The organism is Bacillus cereus group sp. TH152-1LC, from assembly GCF_027710505.1.
GTDB lineage: Bacteria > Bacillota > Bacilli > Bacillales > Bacillaceae_G > Bacillus_A > Bacillus_A mobilis.
In genome coordinates, this window is the sequence record NZ_JAQFNK010000004.1 from 364,333 (window position 1) to 385,577 (window position 21,245).

The window sequence follows — 21,245 nt, forward strand, 5'->3', positions numbered from 1 at the left end:
TCTTTCCTATCAATCAACTTCCAACAAACTCTCCAACTAATCCCTTCGCCTTCTCCAAAGCTTTTTCAATTTGCTCAAACCCTGTCCCGCCAGCACTGTTACGACGTTTCACAGCTGCATATGGTGAAAGAACTTCATACAAATCTTCTTCAAATAACGAACTCATTTCTTTATACGTTTCAAGTGGTACATCTAATAAATAAATTCCTTTTTGTGTGCAGTGTAGCACTAGCTTCCCAACAATTTCATGAGCTTGACGGAATGGTAGTCCTTTACTTGCTAAGTAGTCAGCAATTTCTGTTGCGTTTGAGAAATCTTGCGTCACAGCTTGCCCCATTTTTTCTTTGTTTACAGTCATCGTTTCTAGCATGCCTGCCATAATATGAAGGCACCCTTCAACTGTTTTTACTGTATCAAACATTCCTTCTTTATCTTCTTGCAAGTCTTTATTGTAAGCGAGCGGTAATCCTTTCATAACTGTAAGTAAACTAAATAAATTACCGTATACTCTGCCTGTTTTACCACGAATAAGTTCCGCCATATCTGGATTTTTCTTTTGCGGCATAATGCTGCTTCCCGTTGCGTATTGATCGCTCATTTCAATAAATTGAAACTCTTGGCTACTCCATAAAATAAGTTCTTCGCAAAAACGTGATAAGTGCATCATGAGCATAGATGAGTTACTTAAGAACTCCAGTATGAAATCACGATCGCTCACTGCATCTAAACTATTTTCATAGATTCCATTAAATCCAAGAAGCTCCGCACTATATTCTCGGTCAATCGGGAATGTTGTCCCAGCTAACGCTCCTGCTCCTAATGGTGAAATGTTAATACGCTTTAACGAATCTTCATAACGATTCACATCACGCTCTAACATCCAAAAGTAAGCGAGAATATGATGAGCAAATGAAATTGGCTGGGCACGCTGCAAGTGCGTATAACCAGGCATAATAGTTTCAATATTATTTTCTGCTTGATGAACAAGAACCGTTTGCAATTGTTTTGTAGCTTTTATAATATGTTCTACTTTTTCTTTTAAATATAAATGCATATCAGTCGCCACTTGATCATTACGGCTTCTGCCAGTATGAAGTTTCCCTCCTACTTCACCGATTTGTTCAATTAACATTTTTTCAATGTTTAAGTGAATGTCTTCCGCTTCAACTGAAAAATGTAATTTATTTTGTTTCGCTTCTTCTAATAAATATTGAAGACCTACCTTTATTTTCTCTGCTTCTTCTTTCGTAACGATGCCTTGCTTTGCTAGCATCGTTACGTGCGCAATACTTCCCTTTATATCTTGATTTACTAATTGTTGATCGAAGGAGATGGACGCTCCGAACTCTTCAACCCATGCTTCCGCTTCTTCTGTAAAACGTCCGCCCCAAAGTTTGCTCACGCTTCCACCTTCTTTTGATTCACTTGGCTGTATACTTTCGTCGGTAAACCGAATAATGAAATGAATCCAACTGCTGCATCATGATTAAATTCGTCCTGGGCAGTATATGTTGCTAGTTTTTCATCATATAAAGAGTACTCAGATTTACGTCCTTCTACAATCGCATGGCCTTTAAATAATTTCACACGCACTGTACCTGTTACATTCTTTTGCGTTTCTTGTAAGAAAGCGTTAAGCGCTTGTTTTAAAGGAGAGAACCATAAACCGTTATAAATAAGTTCTGTTATTTTCTGCTCAATCATCGGTTTAAAATGCGCTACTTCTTTTACGAGTGTTAAATCTTCAAGTTCCTTATGCGCCGTAATTAATGTCATCGCTGCTGGGCATTCGTATACTTCACGCGATTTAATACCAACAAGACGATTTTCTACGTGATCGATACGTCCAACGCCATGTTTTCCAGCAAGTGCATTTAACGTTTTAATTAGTTCTGAAAGTGAATATGCAGTACCATTTAAAGTCGTCGGTACGCCTGCTTCAAAACCGATTTCTACAAACTCTGGTTTATTCGGTGTATCTTCTAAAGCTAATGTCATCTCATATGCATCTTCTGGCGGCGCTGCCCATGGATCTTCTAAAATGCCACATTCGTTACTGCGTCCCCATAAATTTTGATCGATTGAAAACGGGCTATCTAAATTAATCGGAATTGGTACATTGTTTTCTTTTGCATAGGCAATTTCTTCTTCACGTGACCATTTCCATTCACGTACAGGCGCAATCACTTCTAAGTAAGGATTTAATGCTTGAATAGAAACTTCAAAACGAACTTGATCATTCCCTTTCCCTGTACATCCATGTGCAACTGCAGTCGCTCCTTCTTGTTCTGCAATTTCAACTAATTTCTTCGCGATAAGTGGACGTGATAACGCTGAAACGAGAGGGTATTTCCCTTCGTATAACGTGTGCGCTTGCATCGCCATCAATGCATATTCATTTGCAAATTCTTCTTGAACATCAATCATATATGATTTAATTGCACCTACTGAAAGTGCCTTTTCTTTTACAAATGCTAAGTCTTTACCTTCCCCTAAGTCTAAACAAAGCGCGATAATATCATAATTCTTCTCTTGTAACCATTTAATTGCAACGGAAGTATCAAGACCTCCGGAATATGCTAATACCACTTTTTTCTTCTCCATTTTGCATCCCCCTAAAGAATAAATATTCATTTTCTTTTATAATAATTCACACTTTAACACCTTTTACAAAATGTATCAAGAGTCATTTTCAAATTTTTTCAAACAATTCCATCGAGCTTCTTTCTGTTTTCATGTACAATATAAGCAGGACAACGGGGGTGAACTTATGGAAAAATATTTCTTATACGATGATCATCTAGGAATTGAAATTCCTCATTTACAAGAAGATTGGGAAGATATCCCCGAAAAAATGCAGCATGCTATTTTATTGAAATGGGAACAAGTTCGCGGAAAGATTCCTGATCGAATAAAAGAACTCGAGCACTCTATTAATGCAAAACAGCATCATTTAAATAACGAAGAAGACTTCGAAATTTCTTGCAAACTGAATTCAGAAATTGCCGATCTCGCTTCCATCATTAATGACCTTTGGCTTTGGTATCGACTCACTCAAAATGTATCTGAGGGGAAGGCACACCAATGAAAAAAGCATGCCCCTCAATTATTTTGGGTCATGCTTTTTTGTCGTAACACGATTTACAATATATTTCTTGTGCTGTTTTCGCCAAACACACATCAAATGGGCCGACTAATATACTTCTTTCTTTCGGTAACTTTACAAAGGCAACTAACTCTTCTTCATATTGAATCTTTTTCTGACATGAAACACATGTTAATTCTTTTCTTTTAAACATGTCTTTTAGCATATCTTCACTCTCCCCTTCATCTATCTATATTAATATACTCTCATAATAGTTACGACTTGTAAAAAAATGACACATTTCAAAGTGAACGATTCATATACTGTGTACAAAAGGAGGTCTAAAATTTATACGCGCTTTCGTTATTATCGCTTTAACGTTTTTAAGTGTGATTAGCTGGGATACGTTTTTTAAAGATAAAAGTGATGAAAAGAATACAACTGAATAAAAATTCTTCTTTTTTTACTTATTGGACAAACTAAAAAACTGTCCGACTTAGCGAAATAACTTAGACTTTTCTACAAAAATATTTAAACATAACAATTTTTGTAGATCCCCTCCGTTTATTGTCGGTTTCCATCCGCATACATTTTTTGAAAGTATGATATAATAATATAAATCTTGAAGGAAGGGATTTTGATATCATGATCGCTCGAAGGAGCATGTGGCATCGTATTGACGAATCATACACGTAGCGTATTTTTCAGCTCAGATACTTTAGTCTAGCGAAAAAAATACGAGAGTGGGGAAATTATGATTGCCCGAAGGATAATTTGGCAAAAAAAAGACTCTTCTTACACATAGCGTTTTGTTTAGGACTTAATTGTTACTAGCTAAACAAAGAAGAGAAGGATTGCTAAATGAAGAATCCTACTCCACGTTTTGTTTAGTCGTTTTAAGACTTAAACTAAAACGAAGGTAGGGAGAATTGATGGACGAGAGGATTATTCGTTATTTCTTCAGCGACATATAGCGTAGTTAGTTTTTTCGTAAACTAACTGAAAGCTACATGTGAGCTCGTAGTTAGTTTACAACACAAACAGGACTACTAACTACGGAAAGAAGGAATAACGATGAGGAACATCCAAAGTCGACAAATTATTAAAGAAATTTTTATGGTTTTAATCGGTTCATTTATTTTAGCAGCAGCGCTATATCACATTCACTTCCAAAATCACTTAACAGAAGGTGGCTTTGTAGGAATTGCGCTATTCATCCAAAATTTTTATGATATTTCACCATCTATTTCAACTGTAATTATGGATATCCCAATTATTTTACTATGTGCTTCATTTTTAGGTAGAAAAATGGTTGGCTATTCATTCCTAGGTTCGATTTCATTCGGAGTATTTTATTCTCTTATGGAAAATTATTCTCCATTTACGGTCGATTTATCAAACAATTTATTTATAGCTGCAGTAGTTGGCGGTGCATTAGCTGGTATTGGACTCGGTTTTATATTGCGATTTGGCGGTGCAACCGGCGGGGACGATATTTTAACAATTGTATTAAGTAAACGAACTCGTTTTACAATTGGGCAAATTTTCTTCGTCTTTGACGCGATTGTTCTTGCGCTTTCATTATATTATTTAAATTGGACAGAAATTGCTTTTACTATTCTTTCGATTGCCGTACAGGCAAAAACATTGGATTTAATTTATTATCCAAAAGCAGAGAAGAAAACAGAAAAGCAACCAGTATCTATTCCAATGTCCAAAAAGCATGCAACAAATTAAAAAAGCGAAAGGCTTCGGCCTCTCGCTTTTTTTATGCTCTTTTTTCCTTCTCGACTATGTGGCGTACTTGATAAAATCTATTTGCAAATTCAGTAACGTTTCTCGTTAAACGATAATTCACTGTAGACCCAATTGCCATTCCAATTACCGGAATACCTTGGAATAATTTACGACGAAGAGCATAAATCGAAAATGTTTTCAAAATTTGTTTTAACACAACTTCAGTAGAAGCTGGTTGTAACACCGCTTCGTCCCCTTCATAGAAGAACGAATCTTCTTGCTCTAGCTCTTGCAGTAAATTGTACCATGCATATTGCTGAAGTCTTCCTGGTAGTAATGACGCATGAAACACCTTTAACGCAAGCATCATTTCATAAGGCTTGTTCACATCATGCCCAAATGATGTGGCAATAAGTTGGACAGCCTTCACATTTAACGCGATCATAACCGGAAAATCAGCCGTTAATAATAATAAACCTCCAGCACCCGTTGCTCCGCCTTGTACGAATGAATATAAACGATGTCGTGCTGTTTGCTGCTCTGCTATGTATGTTAATTGATCAATAGATAGCGCTTTTAAATCTTCCAGTTGTTCAATCGATTCATCAAATAATCTCGACGTTCCTAAAATACGATTACGCGCATCTAACTGTGATTGTGAACTTTGAATCAATGCATGCAAATGAAAGAGCCATCCATCTGCTTTCGTAAAGAAATCTTTTCGTTTTTTCTCAGGTAATTTCGCAATTGTCGTATGTACCCATTTATCAAACATTTTTTGAAAATCAGTCGCTTCTTGCTCAACTAATTGCGATTCCCATTCTTTTATATTGTCTAAAATGGCTTGTTCTCGCTTCGATCGCATCGTAACAACCACCTCGTTCGATTTTTTTCTATTGTAACATATTTCTGCTTATTCTTTGCAAATATGCTTGTCTATCTTTATTCACATACCATTTTTTAATGACATAAAATATTAACAAAAAGGATGAGATGAACCACATGAATCTATCCAATATAAAAAAAGAATATAATGCAGTATTCAGCTTAGGACAAAATTGCTGGCCTGCTTGGGCTTTATATCAATTCAAATTATCACCATTTTTTGGTGTTATCGATTTTATGCTAAGCCCTTCATTAGAAAAAGTGAATGTATTATTACAAAATCGATTTGACCGTTTTTTACAGTTCGAAAACTTATCCTTCATCTCATTTTGGGATGATGATGCGAAATTAAGGCTCCGTGATAACCTATATGAAATCGACTCCTGCCATGATTTTAAAACAGATGTAAACACACCAACTTCTTGGCCTTCTTATACAGAAATTAAGTTAAACTATGAGCATCGAATTCATCGTTTTCTAACTACAATTGAAACGGAAGAATCCATATTGTTTATTCGAACTGGAGGAACATACGAAGAAGCTCGTTCCTTGGAACACATTTTATCTCAAATAGTTAAACATACATTCTCTGTCCTATTACTCATTCCTGAAGATGTACCAACTGTTGTAGAAGAAGATTGGGGATTACAAAATATTTGCGCTATAAAATGCCCTATTATGGATGTATTTCAGTATAATGAAGCATTTTGGAATGACTTATTTAATGGGATCACGATTAGAACACAGGCTTAAATACACGACACCTTTTATTACAAAACAGATTATAATCAGCCTTATACAAAATAAATAAGGAGTGATTGTATATGTATCCACGTGCAAAAGCTTTTGGTCTTGCTACACATCAAGGTCGCCTTCTCGTACAAGAATATCATACAGGCGATGAAACATTTTACCGACCTCTTGGTGGTTCAATTGAACTTGGTGAAAAATCAGCACATACCGTTATTCGTGAATTTAAAGAGGAACTTCATACAGAAGTGGAAATCACCCATTATTTAGGATGCTTAGAAAACATCTTTCATCTTGATGGAGAAATTGGTCATGAAATCATTCAGCTATATTCTTTACGTTTACTAGGCACATCACTATATGAAATGGAAATAATGAATATACAAGATGAGCAAACAGTATCGTATGCGAAATGGATTCCCATTACAGCTTTCATTCAGAAGGAAAAAGTACTATATCCAGATGGAATTTTAAACTATATCCAAAAGAAAAAAGACGAAACCCTATAGGATCTCGTCTTTTTTTATATAGTATATTAACCAATATCTCCAAGACGTAGTACGTCACGAGCGATCATAACTTCTTCGTCAGTTGGAATTACGATAATTTTTACTGGAGAGTGTGGGAAGCTGATGAATGCTTCTTCACCAAATACGTTATTACGTTTTACGTCGAAGTATACGCCCATGTACTCAAGGCCTTCTAATACGCGCTCACGAATAATTGCACTGTTTTCACCTACACCAGCTGTAAAGATGATTGCGTCTACACCTTTCATACGAGCAGTGTAAGAACCGATGTATTTGTGGATACGGCTTACGAATACATCAAGTGCTACTTTCGCACGGTGGTCGCCTTCTTCTTTCGCAATGATGTCACGTAGGTCACTAGAGTACCCAGTAAGACCTAACATACCACTCTTCTTGTTTAATACGTTAACTACTTCTTCTACTGTTTGGCCTGTTTTTTCCATGATGTATGGAATTAACGCAGGGTCAAGGTTACCAGAACGTGTACCCATTGTTACACCAGCAAGTGGAGTGAAGCCCATAGAAGTATCGATAGATTTACCGCCTTCTACTGCTGCGATACTTGCACCGTTACCTAAGTGACAAGAAAGTAAGCTTAAGCTTTCAAGTGGACGACCTAATAATTCAGCCGCACGCTCAGTTACGTATTTATGAGAAGTTCCGTGGAAACCGTATTTACGGATGCCGAATTTTTCATAGTACTCATATGGTAAGCTGTATAGGAATGCAGATTCCGGCATTGTTTGGTGGAATGCTGTATCGAATACTGCTACTGCTGGTACGTTTGGTAATACTTCTTGGAATGCTTTAATACCAACAAGGTTTGCTGGGTTATGAAGTGGTGCTAAATCGCTTAATTCTTCGATATCAGCTAATACTTCATCAGTAATTAAAACAGAATCAGCAAATTTTTCGCCGCCGTGAACAACACGGTGACCGATACCGCCAATCTCATCTAGAGACTTAACGATTCCGTTTTCAGTTAATTTTTTAAGAAGCATATTAACTGCTACTGCGTGATCTGGAATGTTTGTAATTTCTTTTTGTTTTTCGCCATCTACAGTAATAGTGAAGATACTATCTTCTAAACCGATACGTTCTACTAAACCTTTTGTTAATACTGTTTCACTTGGCATTTCAAATAATTGGAATTTTAAGGAAGAGCTTCCTGCGTTAATCGCGATGATTTTTGACATCTAGTCTTTCGCCCCTTTTTCTCTTGGTAGTTGTGTGGATGTTTCCACAAACCGCTCGATTTTATCTAATTAAATTCACTTCATATGAAAACGTTTCATCATTAGCAAATTTTATACTCACGATTTTAATTTAAACATCGTCCGACATATATTTCAAGTGAAAAAATTGTAACACCAAGAAAAAATATATATTACAGATTTCAAAAAAATTCAGTTAAATCTAGTATATATTTAAAAATATGACATATCATATAAAACTGTACTACATGAATTACTTACCCTGTTACATATACCTAGCCTTATTTATGCGTTGCAAACCAAGTATTTAACTGATCCATAATGTTCTCCATCGCCTTCATGTTGGAGAATTTAGGTAACTCCACTAATAACGCCTGTTTTGGCATCGTTACACTAGGGCCTTTCTTTTGAAGAACAAATATACTTTTTGCATTTTTCTCGTTTTTAAACATGGAAACAGGTAGCTGTAATAACCCCTGAATAAAACATGTTTCTTTAATAAATGCATGTAATTTTGGTGCTTGATCACTTTCAAAGATGAAGTTTGGCACTAGGAAGAATAAGTACCCGCCTTCTTTCGTATGTTTCACACTTTGTTCAATAAATAGATGATGTGCATACGACATTCCTTCATCTGCTTTTAACTTATATTCACTTGCACCGATTTCATTTGGATAGTAACCAATCGGTAAGTCTGAAACGACTGCATCAACCGGATCGATATAAAGTGGCGCTAGTCCATCTTGATGGAAGAATTCGATTGCATGCTTTTGTAAATTCGCATTTACTAAAGCAAGTTTAATTAGCACCTCATCCACTTCTACACCAAACCCACTCATTGCTAGTCCTTCTTTGGCGCTATTAAACACTGTAGTCATTAAGTTACCTGTTCCAATCGCAGGGTCTAACACAGTAATTTCGTTTTGACCTTGCATAAATTTATGGAATAAGTAGCTCATGAACATGCCAACTGCATCAGGCGTCATTTCGTGATTCGCTTGTACGCCTTCTTTCATTCCTTTTAAAATGGCTAACTGAAATGCTTTACGAATTTCTTCACCTTTATATGTTTCTTCATTAAACGTACTATATTCACGATTCAGCCTTTCAATTGCTGACTCAGATAATTCCTCTTGTAAAATTGCTCCTTCAAACAAGTTATCACCTGTTTCTACAAGCGCCTCTAAATATGTTACATCTAATTCTTTACGTAAAACTACCGCAGAAGAATCAAAAATAGAAAATAATGTTTCTACTGTCTGACTCACGTACATTCCTCCTTCTCTCTTTTACACATAACTTATATCATACCACAAAGTGTTTTTTTCCAAAAAGAAAAAGCGACCTCCTGCAAAGAGCTCCCCTTTCAGTTATATGCGATATAACGTTTTTTCTCATATATTGGTACCGTTATGCAGCAATATATGAGAAAAAACGACCTCTTTATAAGAGGTCATTTCCTTCACATTATTTTGCAGATTTAGCTGCTTCTAATGCTGCTTCATAGTTTGGATGGCTTGTACCTTCGCTTACGTACTCTGCGTAAACTACTTTGTCGTTGCTATCTACTACGAATACTGCACGAGCAAGTAAACGAAGCTCTTTCATTACTAAGCCGTAAGCTTCACCGAATGAAAGGTCACGGTGGTCAGAAAGTGTTACAACATTTTCTAAACCGTTTGCTGCACACCAGCGTTTTTGAGCGAATGGTAAGTCAGCGCTAATTGTTAATACTTTCGCGTTTTCAATACCTGCTGCATCTTGGTTAAAACGACGTGTTTGTGCATCACACACACCTGTGTCGATTGAAGGTACAACACTAATTAATTTTACTTCGCCTTTGTATGTTTCTAAACTTACTGGAGATAAGTCGTTTGCTAATACTTGGAAGTTTGGCGCTTGATCGCCAACTTTAACTTCTGTTCCAACTAAAGTCATTGGATTACCTTTAAAAGTTACGTTTGCCACTTGAAAATCCTCCCTTATTTAAACAAAATATGTACAATGTAAATGATAGTTTGTCCCTATCGATAATGCAAATAAAATCGCTTTATTTACAAAAAAATTAAAGAAGCCAATCCATTGATCAGCTTCTTTATTTGTTAAATTTGAAATTCAGGATCGTCTTCTTTTCGTTTATCCATCATTTCCTTCACTTTATCAACAGCTTGTGGCGCTAATTCAATTATTTTATCGATGACGTGTGTTTGCTTATCTAAATGCAATACTTTTACACCGTCTCCATTTATAACAAGAAAAGCAACAGGATTAATAGAAACTCCTCCTCCACTTCCCCCACCAAATGGATGACGGCCTGCTTGTTCTTTACCAAATTCACTTCCACCAGCGGCAAAGCCGAAACTAACTTTCGAAACGGTAAGAATTACACTTCCATCTGCCGCTTTAATCGGATCACCAACAATTGTATTTACATCAGTCATTTGTTTTAAATGCTGCATTGCGGTTGTCATTAAACCTTGAATTGGATGGTCCATTCTATATCCCCCCTATGCTTGAACAGATTTTTCTGTCACACCAGATTTTTGCTTTCTCATAAACATGAGCAATTTCACCGCTGTTTTTACAGTACGGAATATACGAAAGGATGCTGTTAACTCACATCTTGACGCAAATCCTTTCCCTTGAAAAACAGGCGTAATTTCAAATTCAGGTACATCGACAATATGCATATATTGTCCTACAACTCCAGCAGCCATTCCTTTTGTCCCCCATGCATATCCAGTGACAATTCCAGTACTAGCTGCATCACCTGCACCAATTTGCGTATGCCATCTCCAACCATTGATTTTCACTCGTTTGAGAAAATCTTTAACAATAGTATGAACTTCTTGCAGCTTTTTTATCAGCTCCCCCATACTATCAAGTTGCGCTATAATTTTATTATCTAATCCGCCGTCCTCTTCAGCTTTCTCGATCTTTTGTCCTGTCTTCTTCTGTTGCTTTTCAATTCTTTCCAGTACATCGAATGTATATCGAATCATCCATATTTTCACTTGAAACAAACATTGCTTTTCCATTTCTGAATATAAAAATGTCACTTTAAGCTTTATTTTCGACAATAGTATAAGCAAAATAAAAAGGAGAAGAATTATTATTCCAATTACGAACCACTGCATACGTATCATCCTTTCACTCCGTACCCATTATCGACAAGTTTATTCATCATTAAACAGAATTCCATAAGATTGAATATAAAAATTTTTCTAAAAATAAAAAGGGATTTTGACATTTTATATCGAAATATATTATTTGAACATATCATCGAGAACGGACTCTAATGATATGTAGCACGAAAAACAGAAAATTTAACTGCAGTGGAGGGATACATAATGGCAGATCGTCGCAATTTATTTTTCTTTTATGGTGATGACAAAGCAACGCTCGTTGAAAAAATGAACCCAATCTATCGTATTTTAGAAGAGAATGGATTTACCATATTAGATCATCCAAAAAATGCAAACGCTATCGTCAGTGTTGGAGATGATGCAACCTTCTTACAAGCCGTTCGTAAAACTGGTTTTAGAGAAGATTGCTTATACGCAGGGATTTCTACGAAAGATGAAATTTCGTTCTACTGTGATTTCCACATTGATCACATCGATACAGCCCTTCAAGAAATTACAAAAAACGAAATTGAAGTGCGCAAATATCCAACAATTCAGGTAGATGTAGATCACGGTACATCTTTCTATTGTTTAAATGAGTTCTCATTACGTTCTAGCATTATTAAAACATTTGTTGTAGATGTTCACGTTGATGATTTATACTTCGAAACATTTAGAGGGGACGGTTTAGTAGTTTCTACCCCAACAGGAAGTACAGCTTACAACAAATCATTGCATGGTGCAGTTGTTGATCCGCTTATCCCATGTTTCCAAGTAAGCGAACTAGCATCTTTAAATAACAACACTTACCGTACACTCGGTTCACCGTTCATTTTAAATCACGAACGTACATTAACTTTAAAACTAAGACCAGACGGTAACGATTATCCTGTTATCGGTATGGATAATGAAGCGCTTAGCATTAAACAAGTAGAAAAAGCTGTTGTACGCTTAAGCGATAAACAAATTAAAACAGTTAAATTAAAAAACAATTCCTTCTGGGAAAAAGTACAGAGAACGTTTTTATAGCATGAAAAAAACCGCCGCATTATGATAATGCGGCGGTTTTTTATTTCTCTCGCTATCGGTCAATATTGGTAGATTTTGTCGGTAATTCGATATAATTTCACACGTCTTTCCTATACACAATCTTCCCATCAATTACGGTCATTTCTGCTTGTACTTCTTTTATTTCTTCAGCCTCTATTTCAAAAATATTGCGATCTACTATCGTAAAATCTGCTTCATATCCTTTTGCAATTTGTCCTCGCTTCGCTTCTGTTCCGATTGCATAGGCACTTCCTGTTGTAAATAAAGAGACAGCCTCATATACCGTTAATCTCTCTTCTGGCATATAACATACACCGTCAATAAAACTTCTGCGTGTAACAGCGCTATATATGCCTAAAAATGGATTCACTTGTTCAATTGGCGCGTCAGATCCACCATTGCAGTGTAATCCTGCTTCCAATAACGTCTTCCAAGCGTACGCATAACGAAGACGATGCTCGCCTAGTTTTTCAATGACTGATGGGAAATCTGATGAAACAAAAACTGGTTGTATATCAATAATGGCTTGTAAGTTTTTCATTCTCTCAATCAACTCTTCACGAGCGAGCTGACAATGAATAATACGGTCACGTAATCCTTCTGCTGGTGGATATAATTCAAGTGCATCAATGACATATTCTAGCGATAAGTCACCGATTGTATGAATCGCTACTGGCATATGTAAATCTCGTGCTTTTTTCACTAACTCCGCAAGCTCTTTGCGTGAGAAGATCGCAACTCCATTTGTTTCCTGCGCATCTTCATACGGTTCACTTAATAAAGCTGTTCTTCCGCCAAAAGAACCATCAGAAAAAATTTTCATCGCCCCAAATTCAATATAATGCTCATTTTCATATTCTTTTCGTTCATGCGCTACTTCATGGTGAACGAGTAAATGTGCTTTAAATGGCATTTCCTTTGTAACATGAGAAAACGCATTGTGCGTTTTTCTAAAACCACCGTAATAATTTAAATCTTCCGTATGCCCACCAACCAGACCATATTGCCAGCAGTCTTTAATCGCTGTTTGCAAAGCGCTTTGTAAATAAGCTTCATCAATTTCTGGCTGAACATGTTTAATTAACTCTTGCCCTTGTTCATATAAAAGTCCTGTTAAATTATTTGACGCATCACGGCCAATTTTTCCGCCTTTCGGGTCTTGCGTCGCTTCTGTTATGTTCGCTTCTTGCAGTATGTATGAATTCACCCACGTCACGTGACGACAAACACGCTTTAATAAAATGGGGTGTTCTTTCGAAATTTCATCTAAATCTTTCACATGAACATCTTTCGTATCTATAAAGTTATTTTCATTCCATCCTTCTCCAATAACCCAAGAGCCCTTTGGAGCTTCTTCCACTCGCTTCCGCACGAGAGTCAGCACTTCGCTATAAGATGTGCAGTTTGATAAATCTAGACGGAGTAACCTCTCTCCATGCCCAATAAGATGCATATGACTATCAACGAGACCTGGAATCATCGTTTTACCTTCTAAATCATGCAATTTAACCGTAGCATATCGGTCTCCTAACTCTTCTTTACTCCCGACATCAACGATCATACCGTTTTCAACATAAACAGCATCTACTTTTTCATTCTCTTCTCTCATCGTATAAATGGTGCCGCCATACCAAATTTCTCCCATATATCCCATCTCCTTTGTTTTTATTGTATAAAAAAAAGCACCATTTCAAAACATGGTGCTTTTCTAAAAATTACTTTTGCTCAGTAGTAGACGTTGTAATTTGCCATTCAATGCTAAATTTATCTTTTAGTTGTCCGTATGCTGGGCTCCAGAACGTTTCTTGAAGTGGCATAATAACTTCTCCACCTTCTTGTAACTTTTCGAATACTTCTTTCGCTTTTTCTGCATCACTAATTTGAATTGCAATTGTTACTTGAGATCCGATTGCATGCCCTTGACCTGGGAATGTATCAGAAATCATAAGGTCCGTATTACCAACTTTTAAAGTAGCATGTAAAACGCGCTCTTTCGCTTCAGCTGGAATCGGATATTCTGGATTTTCAGGCATGTCACCAAACGTTTGCATGACTTCTACTTTTGCATCTAACGCCTCTTTATAAAACTGTACAGCTTCTTGCCCACTACCATCTAAAACTAAGTACGGATTAATACCTAAAATCATACGGACACCTCTTTTTTTAATTTACAAAATCGAACTTACGTTCGTTTTTATAATACCATACGGTTTACAGTTCATTCAACTATTTTCGAAATTATTTTGATGGAATCTCCATCTCTTGTTTTCTAAGTTCAATACGGCGAATTTTTCCGGAAATCGTTTTTGGTAGTTCATCTACAAATTCAATTTTGCGAGGGTATTTATATGGTGCAGTGAGTTCTTTGACGTGTTGTTGGAGTGCTGGAATTAATGTTTCTTCGTTTTTGTCTATATTCTCTCTTAATACGATAAATGCCTTCACGACACTTCCGCGAATTTCATCAGGACTTGCAACAACTGCGCACTCTCTTACGTAAGGATGTTTTACAAGTGCATCTTCTACTTCAAACGGTCCGATTGTATAACCAGAGCTAATAATAATATCATCACCGCGCCCTTCAAACCAGAAATAGCCGTCTTCATCTTTCTTCGCTTTATCACCGGTAATATAATAATCACCGCGGAATTGCATCGCTGTGCGCTCATCGTCTTTATAATATTGTTTAAAGAGGGCTGGTGTTTCAATGTGAACTGCAATATCACCAACTTCTCCTACCTGCACCGGAATACCTTCCTCATCTACAATATCAACGTGGTTGCCTGGCGTTGGTTTTCCCATTGATCCTGGTCTAATATCCATCCCTTTCATTACACCAACAAGCAATGTATTTTCCGTTTGCCCATAGCCGTCTCTCACTGTAATATTAAAGTGCTTTTGGAATGTTTCAATGACTTCTCTATTTAACGGCTCACCTGCCGATACAGCGCTATGTAACGCTTCTAAATTGTACTGGCTTAAGTCTTCTACTTTTGCCATTAATCTATACTCAGTTGGCGTACAACAAAGCACATTCACCTTATTCTCACCTAATAAATTTAAATACGTTTTTGGTTCAAACTTACCGTGATATACAAATCCTGTTGCTCCTGATCCGAGAGTTGCTACAAACGGACTCCAAATCCATTTTTGCCAGCCTGGACTAGCTGTTGCCCACACAACATCATTCTCTTCAATTCCGAGCCAATTTGGAGCGCTCGTACGTAAATGAGCGTATGCCCACGCATGCGTATGAACAACACCTTTTGGATTTCCTGTCGTTCCTGACGTGTAAGATAAAAAGACCATATCTTCTTTATCTGTCTTCGCCATTTCTAACAGGTCACTTTCTGTTTCTAACGCTGTTTTTAAATTAATCCATCCATCTACTGACTGCTCGCTCAGAACGAATTTTTGAAGAGACTCCATCGCTTCTATATCATCAAACTGGCCAATGTACGGCTCATAACTTACAATCCCTTTTACTTCCCCGTGCTCGATTCGATATTCAATATCTTTTTTACGTAACATTTCCGAACTTGGAATTACGACAAATCCTGCTTTAATTGCAGCGATATACGTCATGTACGCTTCAATTAAACGCGGCATCATGATAAGAAGCTTGTCCCCTTTTTGTAGACCACTCTTTATAAAAGCGTTTCCAATTTTATTCGCACCTTGCATTAACTCAGTGTATGTAACTTCTCGTCTATTTCCTTTATCATCTTGCCAAATTAAAGCAAGCTTCTCTTTATCACCTGTATATTTCTCTATTTCAGAAACTAAATTATAAGACGGCGGCGCCAACAATTCTTCTCTCTTCATACAATATCCTCCTCCATTTCTATGCCTCCCTTATATAATAAAGAATTTTCAGTTAATTTTGAACCCTCTTCTTTTGACAAATTTTTTATGTCTATGTCGAAATAAAGTGAAACTTTAATCAGTGGGGGTTTTCTTCATCCCCCACTGATTATTAGTTGAACCAATCGGACTTTTATGGGCAGTTGATCCCCCACCTAACTTCTTTGCTTTCGCTGAATTTTGAGGTGGGGGTCTTACTGCCCATTAAAGCGGGATAAATGTATAACGGTGCAAACAACAAAAAGAAAGAGCGGGAGAACCCGCTCTTTCTAAGCCATCATATATGGGATTATTTTTGGAAACCGCCTAATTGTTGCTCAGCTAGTGAAACTAGACGTTTAGTGATTTCGCCACCAACAGAACCGTTAGCGCGAGATGTTGCATCAGCTCCAAGTTGAACACCAAACTCTTGAGCGATTTCGTATTTCATTTGATCTAATGCTGCTTGAGCACCAGATACTGCTAATTTATTGTTGCTTGCCATGTTGTATCACCTCCTTGTGAGTATAGAGTGTGATAAACAACATGACTTCATACATGTTTTAGATATGGTAATTTATGGTTTCAGAAAAGTTCTTCGAATTTTTCTTCTTCCGCCACTACTTCTACCGTTTGTAATACCATTGTTTCTTTGTTCGCTACAGCTTCATCGATTAATGGTGTGAAATCGTATTTTGCTTCAAAACGATTCGCTTTTTCACGCTTCGGCTTCGTCGCTGGGCTTGCTGGTGTGAATACTGTACAGCAATCTTCGTACGGACGAATTGAAATATCATATGTGCCGATTTCTTCAGCGATTTTAATAATTTCTAATTTATCCATCGTAATAAGTGGACGAATAACTGGATAGTTTGTTACTTCGTTAATTGTATGCATACTATCTAATGTTTGGCTTGCTACTTGTCCAAGGCTTTCACCCGTCGTGATTGCAAGTGCATTACGCTCTTCTGCGATACGCTCTGTAATACGCATCATCATACGGCGCATAACTGTCATTGAATAGCTAGATGGAATTTCTTTATTAATCGTTTTTTGCACGTCTGTAAATGGAACAAGGTGAAGTGTTACACGTTTACAGTACTTCGTTAACTCTTGTGCTAAATCGATTACTTTTTGTTTTGCACGCTCGCTTGTGAAAGGTGGGCTATGGAAGTGAACTGCTTCCACAGACACGCCGCGTTTCATCGTTAAGTACGTTGCTACTGGGCTATCGATACCACCAGAAAGAAGTACCATTACTTTTCCGCCAACGCCAACTGGTAAACCGCCAGCTCCCATATGCTCACCACACATAATATAGCTGTAACCACTGCGAATTTCTATACGTACATTCACATCTGGATTATGAACATCTACTGTGATATCCTCTGTATTTTCTAAAATGTGCCCACCGATTTCTGGAAGTAACTCCATCGTTTTCATTGGGAAGCGCTTATCAGAACGGTGCACTGTAATTTTAAATGTTTTCACATCGCCTTTTACTTGTAAGAAAGCTGCTAATGCACCTTTTTTAATATCTTCTAATTCTGATGGTACTTTCATCGCTAAGTTAAACTTATGAATACCAAATACATCTTTCAATCTTTCAGAAATTGCTTCATGGTCTTCACCATTTAATTGGATATACATACGATCATGTGTTGCATCGATTTTAATATTTGGGAACTTTTTCAGTTTGAACTTTACGTTATCTTTTAATGTGCTTACAAATTTAGAACGGTTCTTACCTTTAGTCGTCATCTCTCCATAACGAACTAAAATATACTCATATGTCATCATATTTCTTTACCTCATCACTTCATATAATTTTGGCATCGTCTCTTTCACAATACCTTCAAATTGTTTTACTTCTTCCATCGTGTTTTCTGGTGCCAAACTAATGCGAATAGCACTTGCAGCAGCGGCATGCGGTACTCCCATTGACACTAACACTCTGCTCACTTCATTTGCTTTTGAAGAACAAGCAGACTTCGTCGATACATATACACCGTGCTCTTCTAAAGCATGAACGACCACTTCTGGTTTTAAACCAACAAATGATACATTTAAAATGTGCGGTGCTGCATAGGCAAGCGACGTATTGATCGTTACATCTTCCATCTCTTTAAAGAAACGGACAAGCTCTGTTTGTAAATTGTGCAAATGAGCTATCTTTTCTTTCACTTGTTCCATTGTCATGCGAAGTGCTTTCACCATCGCTACAATGCCAGGTAAATTTTCTGTACCAGAGCGATACTTAAGCTCTTGTTGACCACCTGATAAAATTGGATCTAACCTTACGCCATCACGCACATAAAGAAGACCCGTTCCTTTTACACTGTGGAATTTATGTCCAGATATTGAGCAAAGATCAATATGAGAAGCATATAAATCAAGCGGTACTTTTCCTATCCCTTGCACATGGTCCACATGGAATCTTATTTTCGGATAATTCGATAATAACGTTCCAATTTCAGCAACAGGCTGAATTACTCCAGTCTCGTTGTTCACGTGAATAATTGACACAAGAATTGTATCTTCACGAAGGGCCCGATTTACATCTTCTACCGATACAACACCATGTTCATTAACCGGTAAATATGTTACATCAAAACCGAGATCTTCTAATTGTTTATATGCTTCAAACACAGACGCGTGTTCAATATTTGTTGTAATGATATGTTTACCGCGCGAACGATTCCTCATCGCTATTCCTTTAATCGCAAGGTTATTCCCTTCCGTTCCACCTGATGTGAAAATAATCTCAGAAGGTTTAACGTGAAGAAGCTGCGCTGCAATCGTTCTTGATTGTGTTAATAGACGCTCTGCCTCTCCTCCAAGCGAATGAATAGAAGAAGGGTTTCCAAAATATTTTCCAGCAACCGTTACGTACGATTGAAGGGCTTCTGGATATGGCTTCGTCGTCGCACTATTATCAAAATAGATCATCGTTCTTCCCCTTTCAGCGCTATCACATCATATAATCATATCACAAATACGTGTAATTACGCTAAGACTACTCAAAGGTTCCATTTTATCCCGATTGTGAAGGCCGATAACTAGTGAGGATCCCCTTTCACTTTACCTTAAAACGAATAACCTTACTGTATTCCGCTATTCATTATAGCAACATCGTCCCCAAAATTACACAAAAAAACAAACCCTTATGAAAGGGTTTGTTCATTGTCTACATATTCAGCTATTTTTTGAACAACGCCAGGTTCAAGTTGCTCTAGTACAGAAGCCGCTTGTTCTAAAGCTGCATCGTATTGATATTCACGGAATAATTTCTCCGCATAATTTAAGCTCTCTGCAAGGTTCTCATCATGACTGCGGTAACGATTACCGTATTGAATTAATTTTTCAACTAAATACGCTTGTCCAATTAACTCTTCTGTCATTTCAGCTACACCATTAACAGTTGTGTACGCTTCTTCTAAACTGCTATTTACAGCGTTCATATTTAACGGTTTTACTTCTAACTGTTCATATACAGCTTGCATTGCCATTTGTCCTCTTTTTAAATCTTCCATAATGCTTTCTGGAAGACCTGGCAAATTCGACTTTTGCATAAAACGTTTCGTTTCAAAAATGATATTTCGCATTTCTTGCAACTTCTCACGCGCTTCAAATTCCTCTTTACGCATCGTTTGCAGCATTTCTTTATATTCTGCATGAAGTACTTTTAACGTTTCACATTGCTCATAAACCTCTTCTAGTTCCTCACGAATAATAGAGAAGGCAATATCTTGTTCCGCAACACGTAATTGCAGCATTTCAAAACGTTTCGTTAAAATATGCATTTGCTTTTCAATTACTTTTTGAGACTCAATGTCCTTATCTTGTAGCTGATAACTTTGTTTTACAAGTTGTGTTTCTGCTTTTGTTTCAATCGTTTCATTGCGAATTTCTTCTAAGTCTTCATAAACAGAAAGTGTTTTTTGCTCCACATAATGTCTCGCATGTACTTCTTGTTCCAATTGATCATAGAAGCCATCTAAACGCGTTTTTAAGTTTTCTACTTTTTCGGCTGCTTCCGTTATATGAAGCTCCTGTATATCCATTAAACATGTGTGTAGTTGTGTCGTCATATCACGAACTTCTTTAGGGACTTCCAAATACTCTAATACATAACCTTGTCTTACCATATCATTATGTCCGTGTAATAAATCTTCCAGCTGAACTGGTAACGTCGCTTGACACTCTACCAATAAATCTGGAATTTGGTGAATAATGATTTCTAAGCTTGCCAAACCTTCTTCTAAACTAATAACAATTTCTCTCGCTTTTAAATAGTCACCATTATCTGTTGCCTCTTCAAAGCTTTTAAATTTATTAGATTCAGCATCTAGCATCTCTTCGATTTTCTGCTCTGCTGCTCCATACATATGTCTATGAGCAAGAACACTCTTCTTCATACTACGATATGTATCACGTAACTCTTCAATTTCCGAGCTATTTTTTTCATGGCTTTCTAACAATTGCTGTAATTCATTTAAAATGTCTGTAATACGATTATCAGCGTCATCTAAACCACTTATGGATTCATTCATCGCATGCTTTGCTTTTCGGAAGGAGAATTGCGAGGCGAATTTTCGCGCTTGCGCTAAATCTTTGTCTGCTTTCGGAAGGGTTGTTGATACAATCTCATCCCATTCTTCACGCCATTTACCAAACAGTTCTTCTGTTTGACCCGTCATGTTTAAATCTTTCACCCGTTTTAGTTCGTCTGCCACAGGTTTATCTTTTATCTCTTGTTTCCACTGCTCAAGTGCTTCAATATCTTTATATGAACGATTTCTTATCACAAGCTCTATCATGAGCAGCACTAGAATAGAGCTTACTACAATGATAACGATCGTCAGGATAGAATCCATGCAAAAAAGCCTCCTAGTTATATCTCTTTTTTTGTCCGTTCCGTTTATGAAATGGAAGGCATTATGTATAAAAAGGGAATTCCCCTATATTTAACAACTAACAATGTACTAATCATACCATGTAATGGCTTGTTTTTGACCTAGTTTTT

The 21,245-nt window shown here is 37.0% G+C and carries 21 protein-coding genes; 5 read left to right on the forward strand and 16 right to left on the reverse strand.

The window, feature by feature from the left end:
• Positions 1–13: 13 nt before the first annotated feature.
• Both argH and PDL00_RS13980 read right to left on the reverse strand, forming a co-directional pair.
• On the reverse strand, positions 14–1,402 hold the full coding sequence (gene argH / locus PDL00_RS13975) for an argininosuccinate lyase (protein ID WP_270729616.1): 1,389 nt from the start codon (positions 1,400–1,402) through the stop codon (positions 14–16).
• Complete coding sequence (locus PDL00_RS13980; protein WP_097845525.1) at positions 1,399–2,604, reverse strand: argininosuccinate synthase; 1,206 nt, start codon at positions 2,602–2,604, stop codon at positions 1,399–1,401. Before PDL00_RS13980 ends, argH begins: the two co-directional genes overlap by 4 nt.
• A gap of 166 nt (positions 2,605–2,770) precedes the next feature.
• On the opposite strand from PDL00_RS13980, the gene PDL00_RS13985 reads away from it, so the two are divergent.
• Positions 2,771–3,088, forward strand: a complete 318-nt coding sequence (locus PDL00_RS13985; RefSeq protein WP_063245305.1) for a hypothetical protein — start codon at positions 2,771–2,773, stop codon at positions 3,086–3,088.
• Between the two features lie 28 nt (positions 3,089–3,116).
• Here the strand turns inward: PDL00_RS13985 and PDL00_RS13990 are convergent, their stop codons facing one another.
• Positions 3,117–3,311, reverse strand: a complete 195-nt coding sequence (locus PDL00_RS13990; protein WP_000910292.1) for a hypothetical protein — start codon at positions 3,309–3,311, stop codon at positions 3,117–3,119.
• An 848-nt stretch (positions 3,312–4,159) separates the two neighbouring features.
• Between PDL00_RS13990 and PDL00_RS13995 the strand changes: the two genes are divergently transcribed.
• On the forward strand, positions 4,160–4,822 hold the full coding sequence (locus tag PDL00_RS13995; protein WP_073516718.1) for a YitT family protein: 663 nt from the start codon (positions 4,160–4,162) through the stop codon (positions 4,820–4,822).
• 31 nt (positions 4,823–4,853) lie between these two features.
• Here PDL00_RS13995 and PDL00_RS14000 read toward each other — a convergent pair whose 3' ends face one another.
• Positions 4,854–5,687 (reverse strand): EcsC family protein, encoded by an 834-nt coding sequence (locus tag PDL00_RS14000; RefSeq protein WP_001256871.1) that lies wholly within the window; start codon positions 5,685–5,687, stop codon positions 4,854–4,856.
• Positions 5,688–5,824: 137 nt separating this feature from the next.
• On the opposite strand from PDL00_RS14000, the gene PDL00_RS14005 reads away from it, so the two are divergent.
• Together PDL00_RS14005 and PDL00_RS14010 are read left to right on the forward strand one after the other, a co-directional pair.
• Entirely contained in the window at positions 5,825–6,460 is a 636-nt protein-coding gene (locus PDL00_RS14005; RefSeq protein ID WP_242250889.1) for a DUF1796 family putative cysteine peptidase, read from the forward strand.
• 71 nt (positions 6,461–6,531) lie between these two features.
• Positions 6,532–6,966 carry an NUDIX hydrolase gene (locus PDL00_RS14010; RefSeq protein WP_270729623.1) on the forward strand — a complete coding sequence of 145 codons (435 nt, stop codon included), beginning with the start codon at positions 6,532–6,534 and terminating at the stop codon, positions 6,964–6,966.
• 26 nt (positions 6,967–6,992) lie between these two features.
• Here the strand turns inward: PDL00_RS14010 and ackA are convergent, their stop codons facing one another.
• The 5 genes from ackA to PDL00_RS14035 form a co-directional block, all read right to left on the reverse strand.
• Positions 6,993–8,183 (reverse strand): acetate kinase, encoded by a 1,191-nt coding sequence (ackA, locus tag PDL00_RS14015; RefSeq protein WP_270729625.1) that lies wholly within the window; start codon positions 8,181–8,183, stop codon positions 6,993–6,995.
• Between the two features lie 299 nt (positions 8,184–8,482).
• On the reverse strand, positions 8,483–9,469 hold the full coding sequence (locus tag PDL00_RS14020) for a class I SAM-dependent methyltransferase (protein WP_000084362.1): 987 nt from the start codon (positions 9,467–9,469) through the stop codon (positions 8,483–8,485).
• 199 nt (positions 9,470–9,668) lie between these two features.
• Positions 9,669–10,169, reverse strand: coding sequence for a thiol peroxidase (gene tpx / locus PDL00_RS14025; protein ID WP_000024525.1), 501 nt, complete (start codon positions 10,167–10,169; stop codon positions 9,669–9,671).
• 134 nt (positions 10,170–10,303) lie between these two features.
• The gene (ytfJ, locus tag PDL00_RS14030) at positions 10,304–10,696 is read right to left on the reverse strand and encodes a GerW family sporulation protein (RefSeq protein ID WP_063260710.1); all 393 of its coding nucleotides are present in this window, start codon (positions 10,694–10,696) and stop codon (positions 10,304–10,306) included.
• Positions 10,697–10,708: 12 nt separating this feature from the next.
• Positions 10,709–11,347 (reverse strand): DUF2953 domain-containing protein, encoded by a 639-nt coding sequence (locus PDL00_RS14035; RefSeq protein WP_063260709.1) that lies wholly within the window; start codon positions 11,345–11,347, stop codon positions 10,709–10,711.
• Positions 11,348–11,551: 204 nt separating this feature from the next.
• Here PDL00_RS14035 and PDL00_RS14040 point away from each other — a divergent pair, with 204 nt between their 5' ends.
• Complete coding sequence (locus tag PDL00_RS14040) at positions 11,552–12,355, forward strand: NAD kinase (RefSeq protein WP_071724291.1); 804 nt, start codon at positions 11,552–11,554, stop codon at positions 12,353–12,355.
• A 97-nt stretch (positions 12,356–12,452) separates the two neighbouring features.
• Here the strand turns inward: PDL00_RS14040 and PDL00_RS14045 are convergent, their stop codons facing one another.
• From PDL00_RS14045 to ezrA, 7 genes are all read right to left on the reverse strand, one after another.
• Positions 12,453–14,021: an amidohydrolase gene (locus tag PDL00_RS14045; RefSeq protein ID WP_270729629.1), complete on the reverse strand. Its 1,569-nt coding sequence runs from the start codon at positions 14,019–14,021 to the stop codon at positions 12,453–12,455.
• A 70-nt stretch (positions 14,022–14,091) separates the two neighbouring features.
• Positions 14,092–14,523: a VOC family protein gene (locus PDL00_RS14050; protein ID WP_088097996.1), complete on the reverse strand. Its 432-nt coding sequence runs from the start codon at positions 14,521–14,523 to the stop codon at positions 14,092–14,094.
• 91 nt (positions 14,524–14,614) lie between these two features.
• Positions 14,615–16,201, reverse strand: coding sequence for an acyl-CoA synthetase MbcS (gene mbcS / locus PDL00_RS14055; RefSeq protein WP_242250892.1), 1,587 nt, complete (start codon positions 16,199–16,201; stop codon positions 14,615–14,617).
• Positions 16,202–16,529: 328 nt separating this feature from the next.
• On the reverse strand, positions 16,530–16,724 hold the full coding sequence (locus tag PDL00_RS14060) for an alpha/beta-type small acid-soluble spore protein (protein ID WP_000157912.1): 195 nt from the start codon (positions 16,722–16,724) through the stop codon (positions 16,530–16,532).
• Positions 16,725–16,804: 80 nt separating this feature from the next.
• Positions 16,805–18,019 (reverse strand): tRNA uracil 4-sulfurtransferase ThiI, encoded by a 1,215-nt coding sequence (gene thiI / locus PDL00_RS14065; protein WP_242250893.1) that lies wholly within the window; start codon positions 18,017–18,019, stop codon positions 16,805–16,807.
• A 6-nt stretch (positions 18,020–18,025) separates the two neighbouring features.
• On the reverse strand, positions 18,026–19,168 hold the full coding sequence (locus tag PDL00_RS14070) for a cysteine desulfurase family protein (protein ID WP_242250894.1): 1,143 nt from the start codon (positions 19,166–19,168) through the stop codon (positions 18,026–18,028).
• A gap of 215 nt (positions 19,169–19,383) precedes the next feature.
• Positions 19,384–21,096: a septation ring formation regulator EzrA gene (gene ezrA, locus PDL00_RS14075; protein WP_270729635.1), complete on the reverse strand. Its 1,713-nt coding sequence runs from the start codon at positions 21,094–21,096 to the stop codon at positions 19,384–19,386.
• Positions 21,097–21,245 lie beyond the last annotated feature (149 nt).

Coding starts and splice junctions, on each gene's coding strand:
- PDL00_RS14040 (WP_071724291.1), top strand. CDS start 11,552: ATGGCAGATCGTCGCAATTTATTTTTCTTTTATGGTGATGACAAAGCA.
- PDL00_RS14005 (WP_242250889.1), top strand. CDS start 5,825: ATGAATCTATCCAATATAAAAAAAGAATATAATGCAGTATTCAGCTTA.
- ackA (WP_270729625.1), bottom strand. CDS start 8,183: ATGTCAAAAATCATCGCGATTAACGCAGGAAGCTCTTCCTTAAAATTC.
- thiI (WP_242250893.1), bottom strand. CDS start 18,019: ATGATGACATATGAGTATATTTTAGTTCGTTATGGAGAGATGACGACT.
- PDL00_RS14010 (WP_270729623.1), top strand. CDS start 6,532: ATGTATCCACGTGCAAAAGCTTTTGGTCTTGCTACACATCAAGGTCGC.
- PDL00_RS14060 (WP_000157912.1), bottom strand. CDS start 16,724: ATGGCAAGCAACAATAAATTAGCAGTATCTGGTGCTCAAGCAGCATTA.
- PDL00_RS14070 (WP_242250894.1), bottom strand. CDS start 19,168: ATGATCTATTTTGATAATAGTGCGACGACGAAGCCATATCCAGAAGCC.
- PDL00_RS14045 (WP_270729629.1), bottom strand. CDS start 14,021: ATGGGAGAAATTTGGTATGGCGGCACCATTTATACGATGAGAGAAGAG.
- PDL00_RS13985 (WP_063245305.1), top strand. CDS start 2,771: ATGGAAAAATATTTCTTATACGATGATCATCTAGGAATTGAAATTCCT.
- PDL00_RS14035 (WP_063260709.1), bottom strand. CDS start 11,347: ATGATACGTATGCAGTGGTTCGTAATTGGAATAATAATTCTTCTCCTT.
- PDL00_RS14000 (WP_001256871.1), bottom strand. CDS start 5,687: ATGCGATCGAAGCGAGAACAAGCCATTTTAGACAATATAAAAGAATGG.
- mbcS (WP_242250892.1), bottom strand. CDS start 16,201: ATGAAGAGAGAAGAATTGTTGGCGCCGCCGTCTTATAATTTAGTTTCT.
- ytfJ (WP_063260710.1), bottom strand. CDS start 10,696: ATGGACCATCCAATTCAAGGTTTAATGACAACCGCAATGCAGCATTTA.
- ezrA (WP_270729635.1), bottom strand. CDS start 21,096: ATGGATTCTATCCTGACGATCGTTATCATTGTAGTAAGCTCTATTCTA.
- PDL00_RS13995 (WP_073516718.1), top strand. CDS start 4,160: ATGAGGAACATCCAAAGTCGACAAATTATTAAAGAAATTTTTATGGTT.
- PDL00_RS13980 (WP_097845525.1), bottom strand. CDS start 2,604: ATGGAGAAGAAAAAAGTGGTATTAGCATATTCCGGAGGTCTTGATACT.
- PDL00_RS14050 (WP_088097996.1), bottom strand. CDS start 14,523: ATGATTTTAGGTATTAATCCGTACTTAGTTTTAGATGGTAGTGGGCAA.
- PDL00_RS13990 (WP_000910292.1), bottom strand. CDS start 3,311: ATGCTAAAAGACATGTTTAAAAGAAAAGAATTAACATGTGTTTCATGT.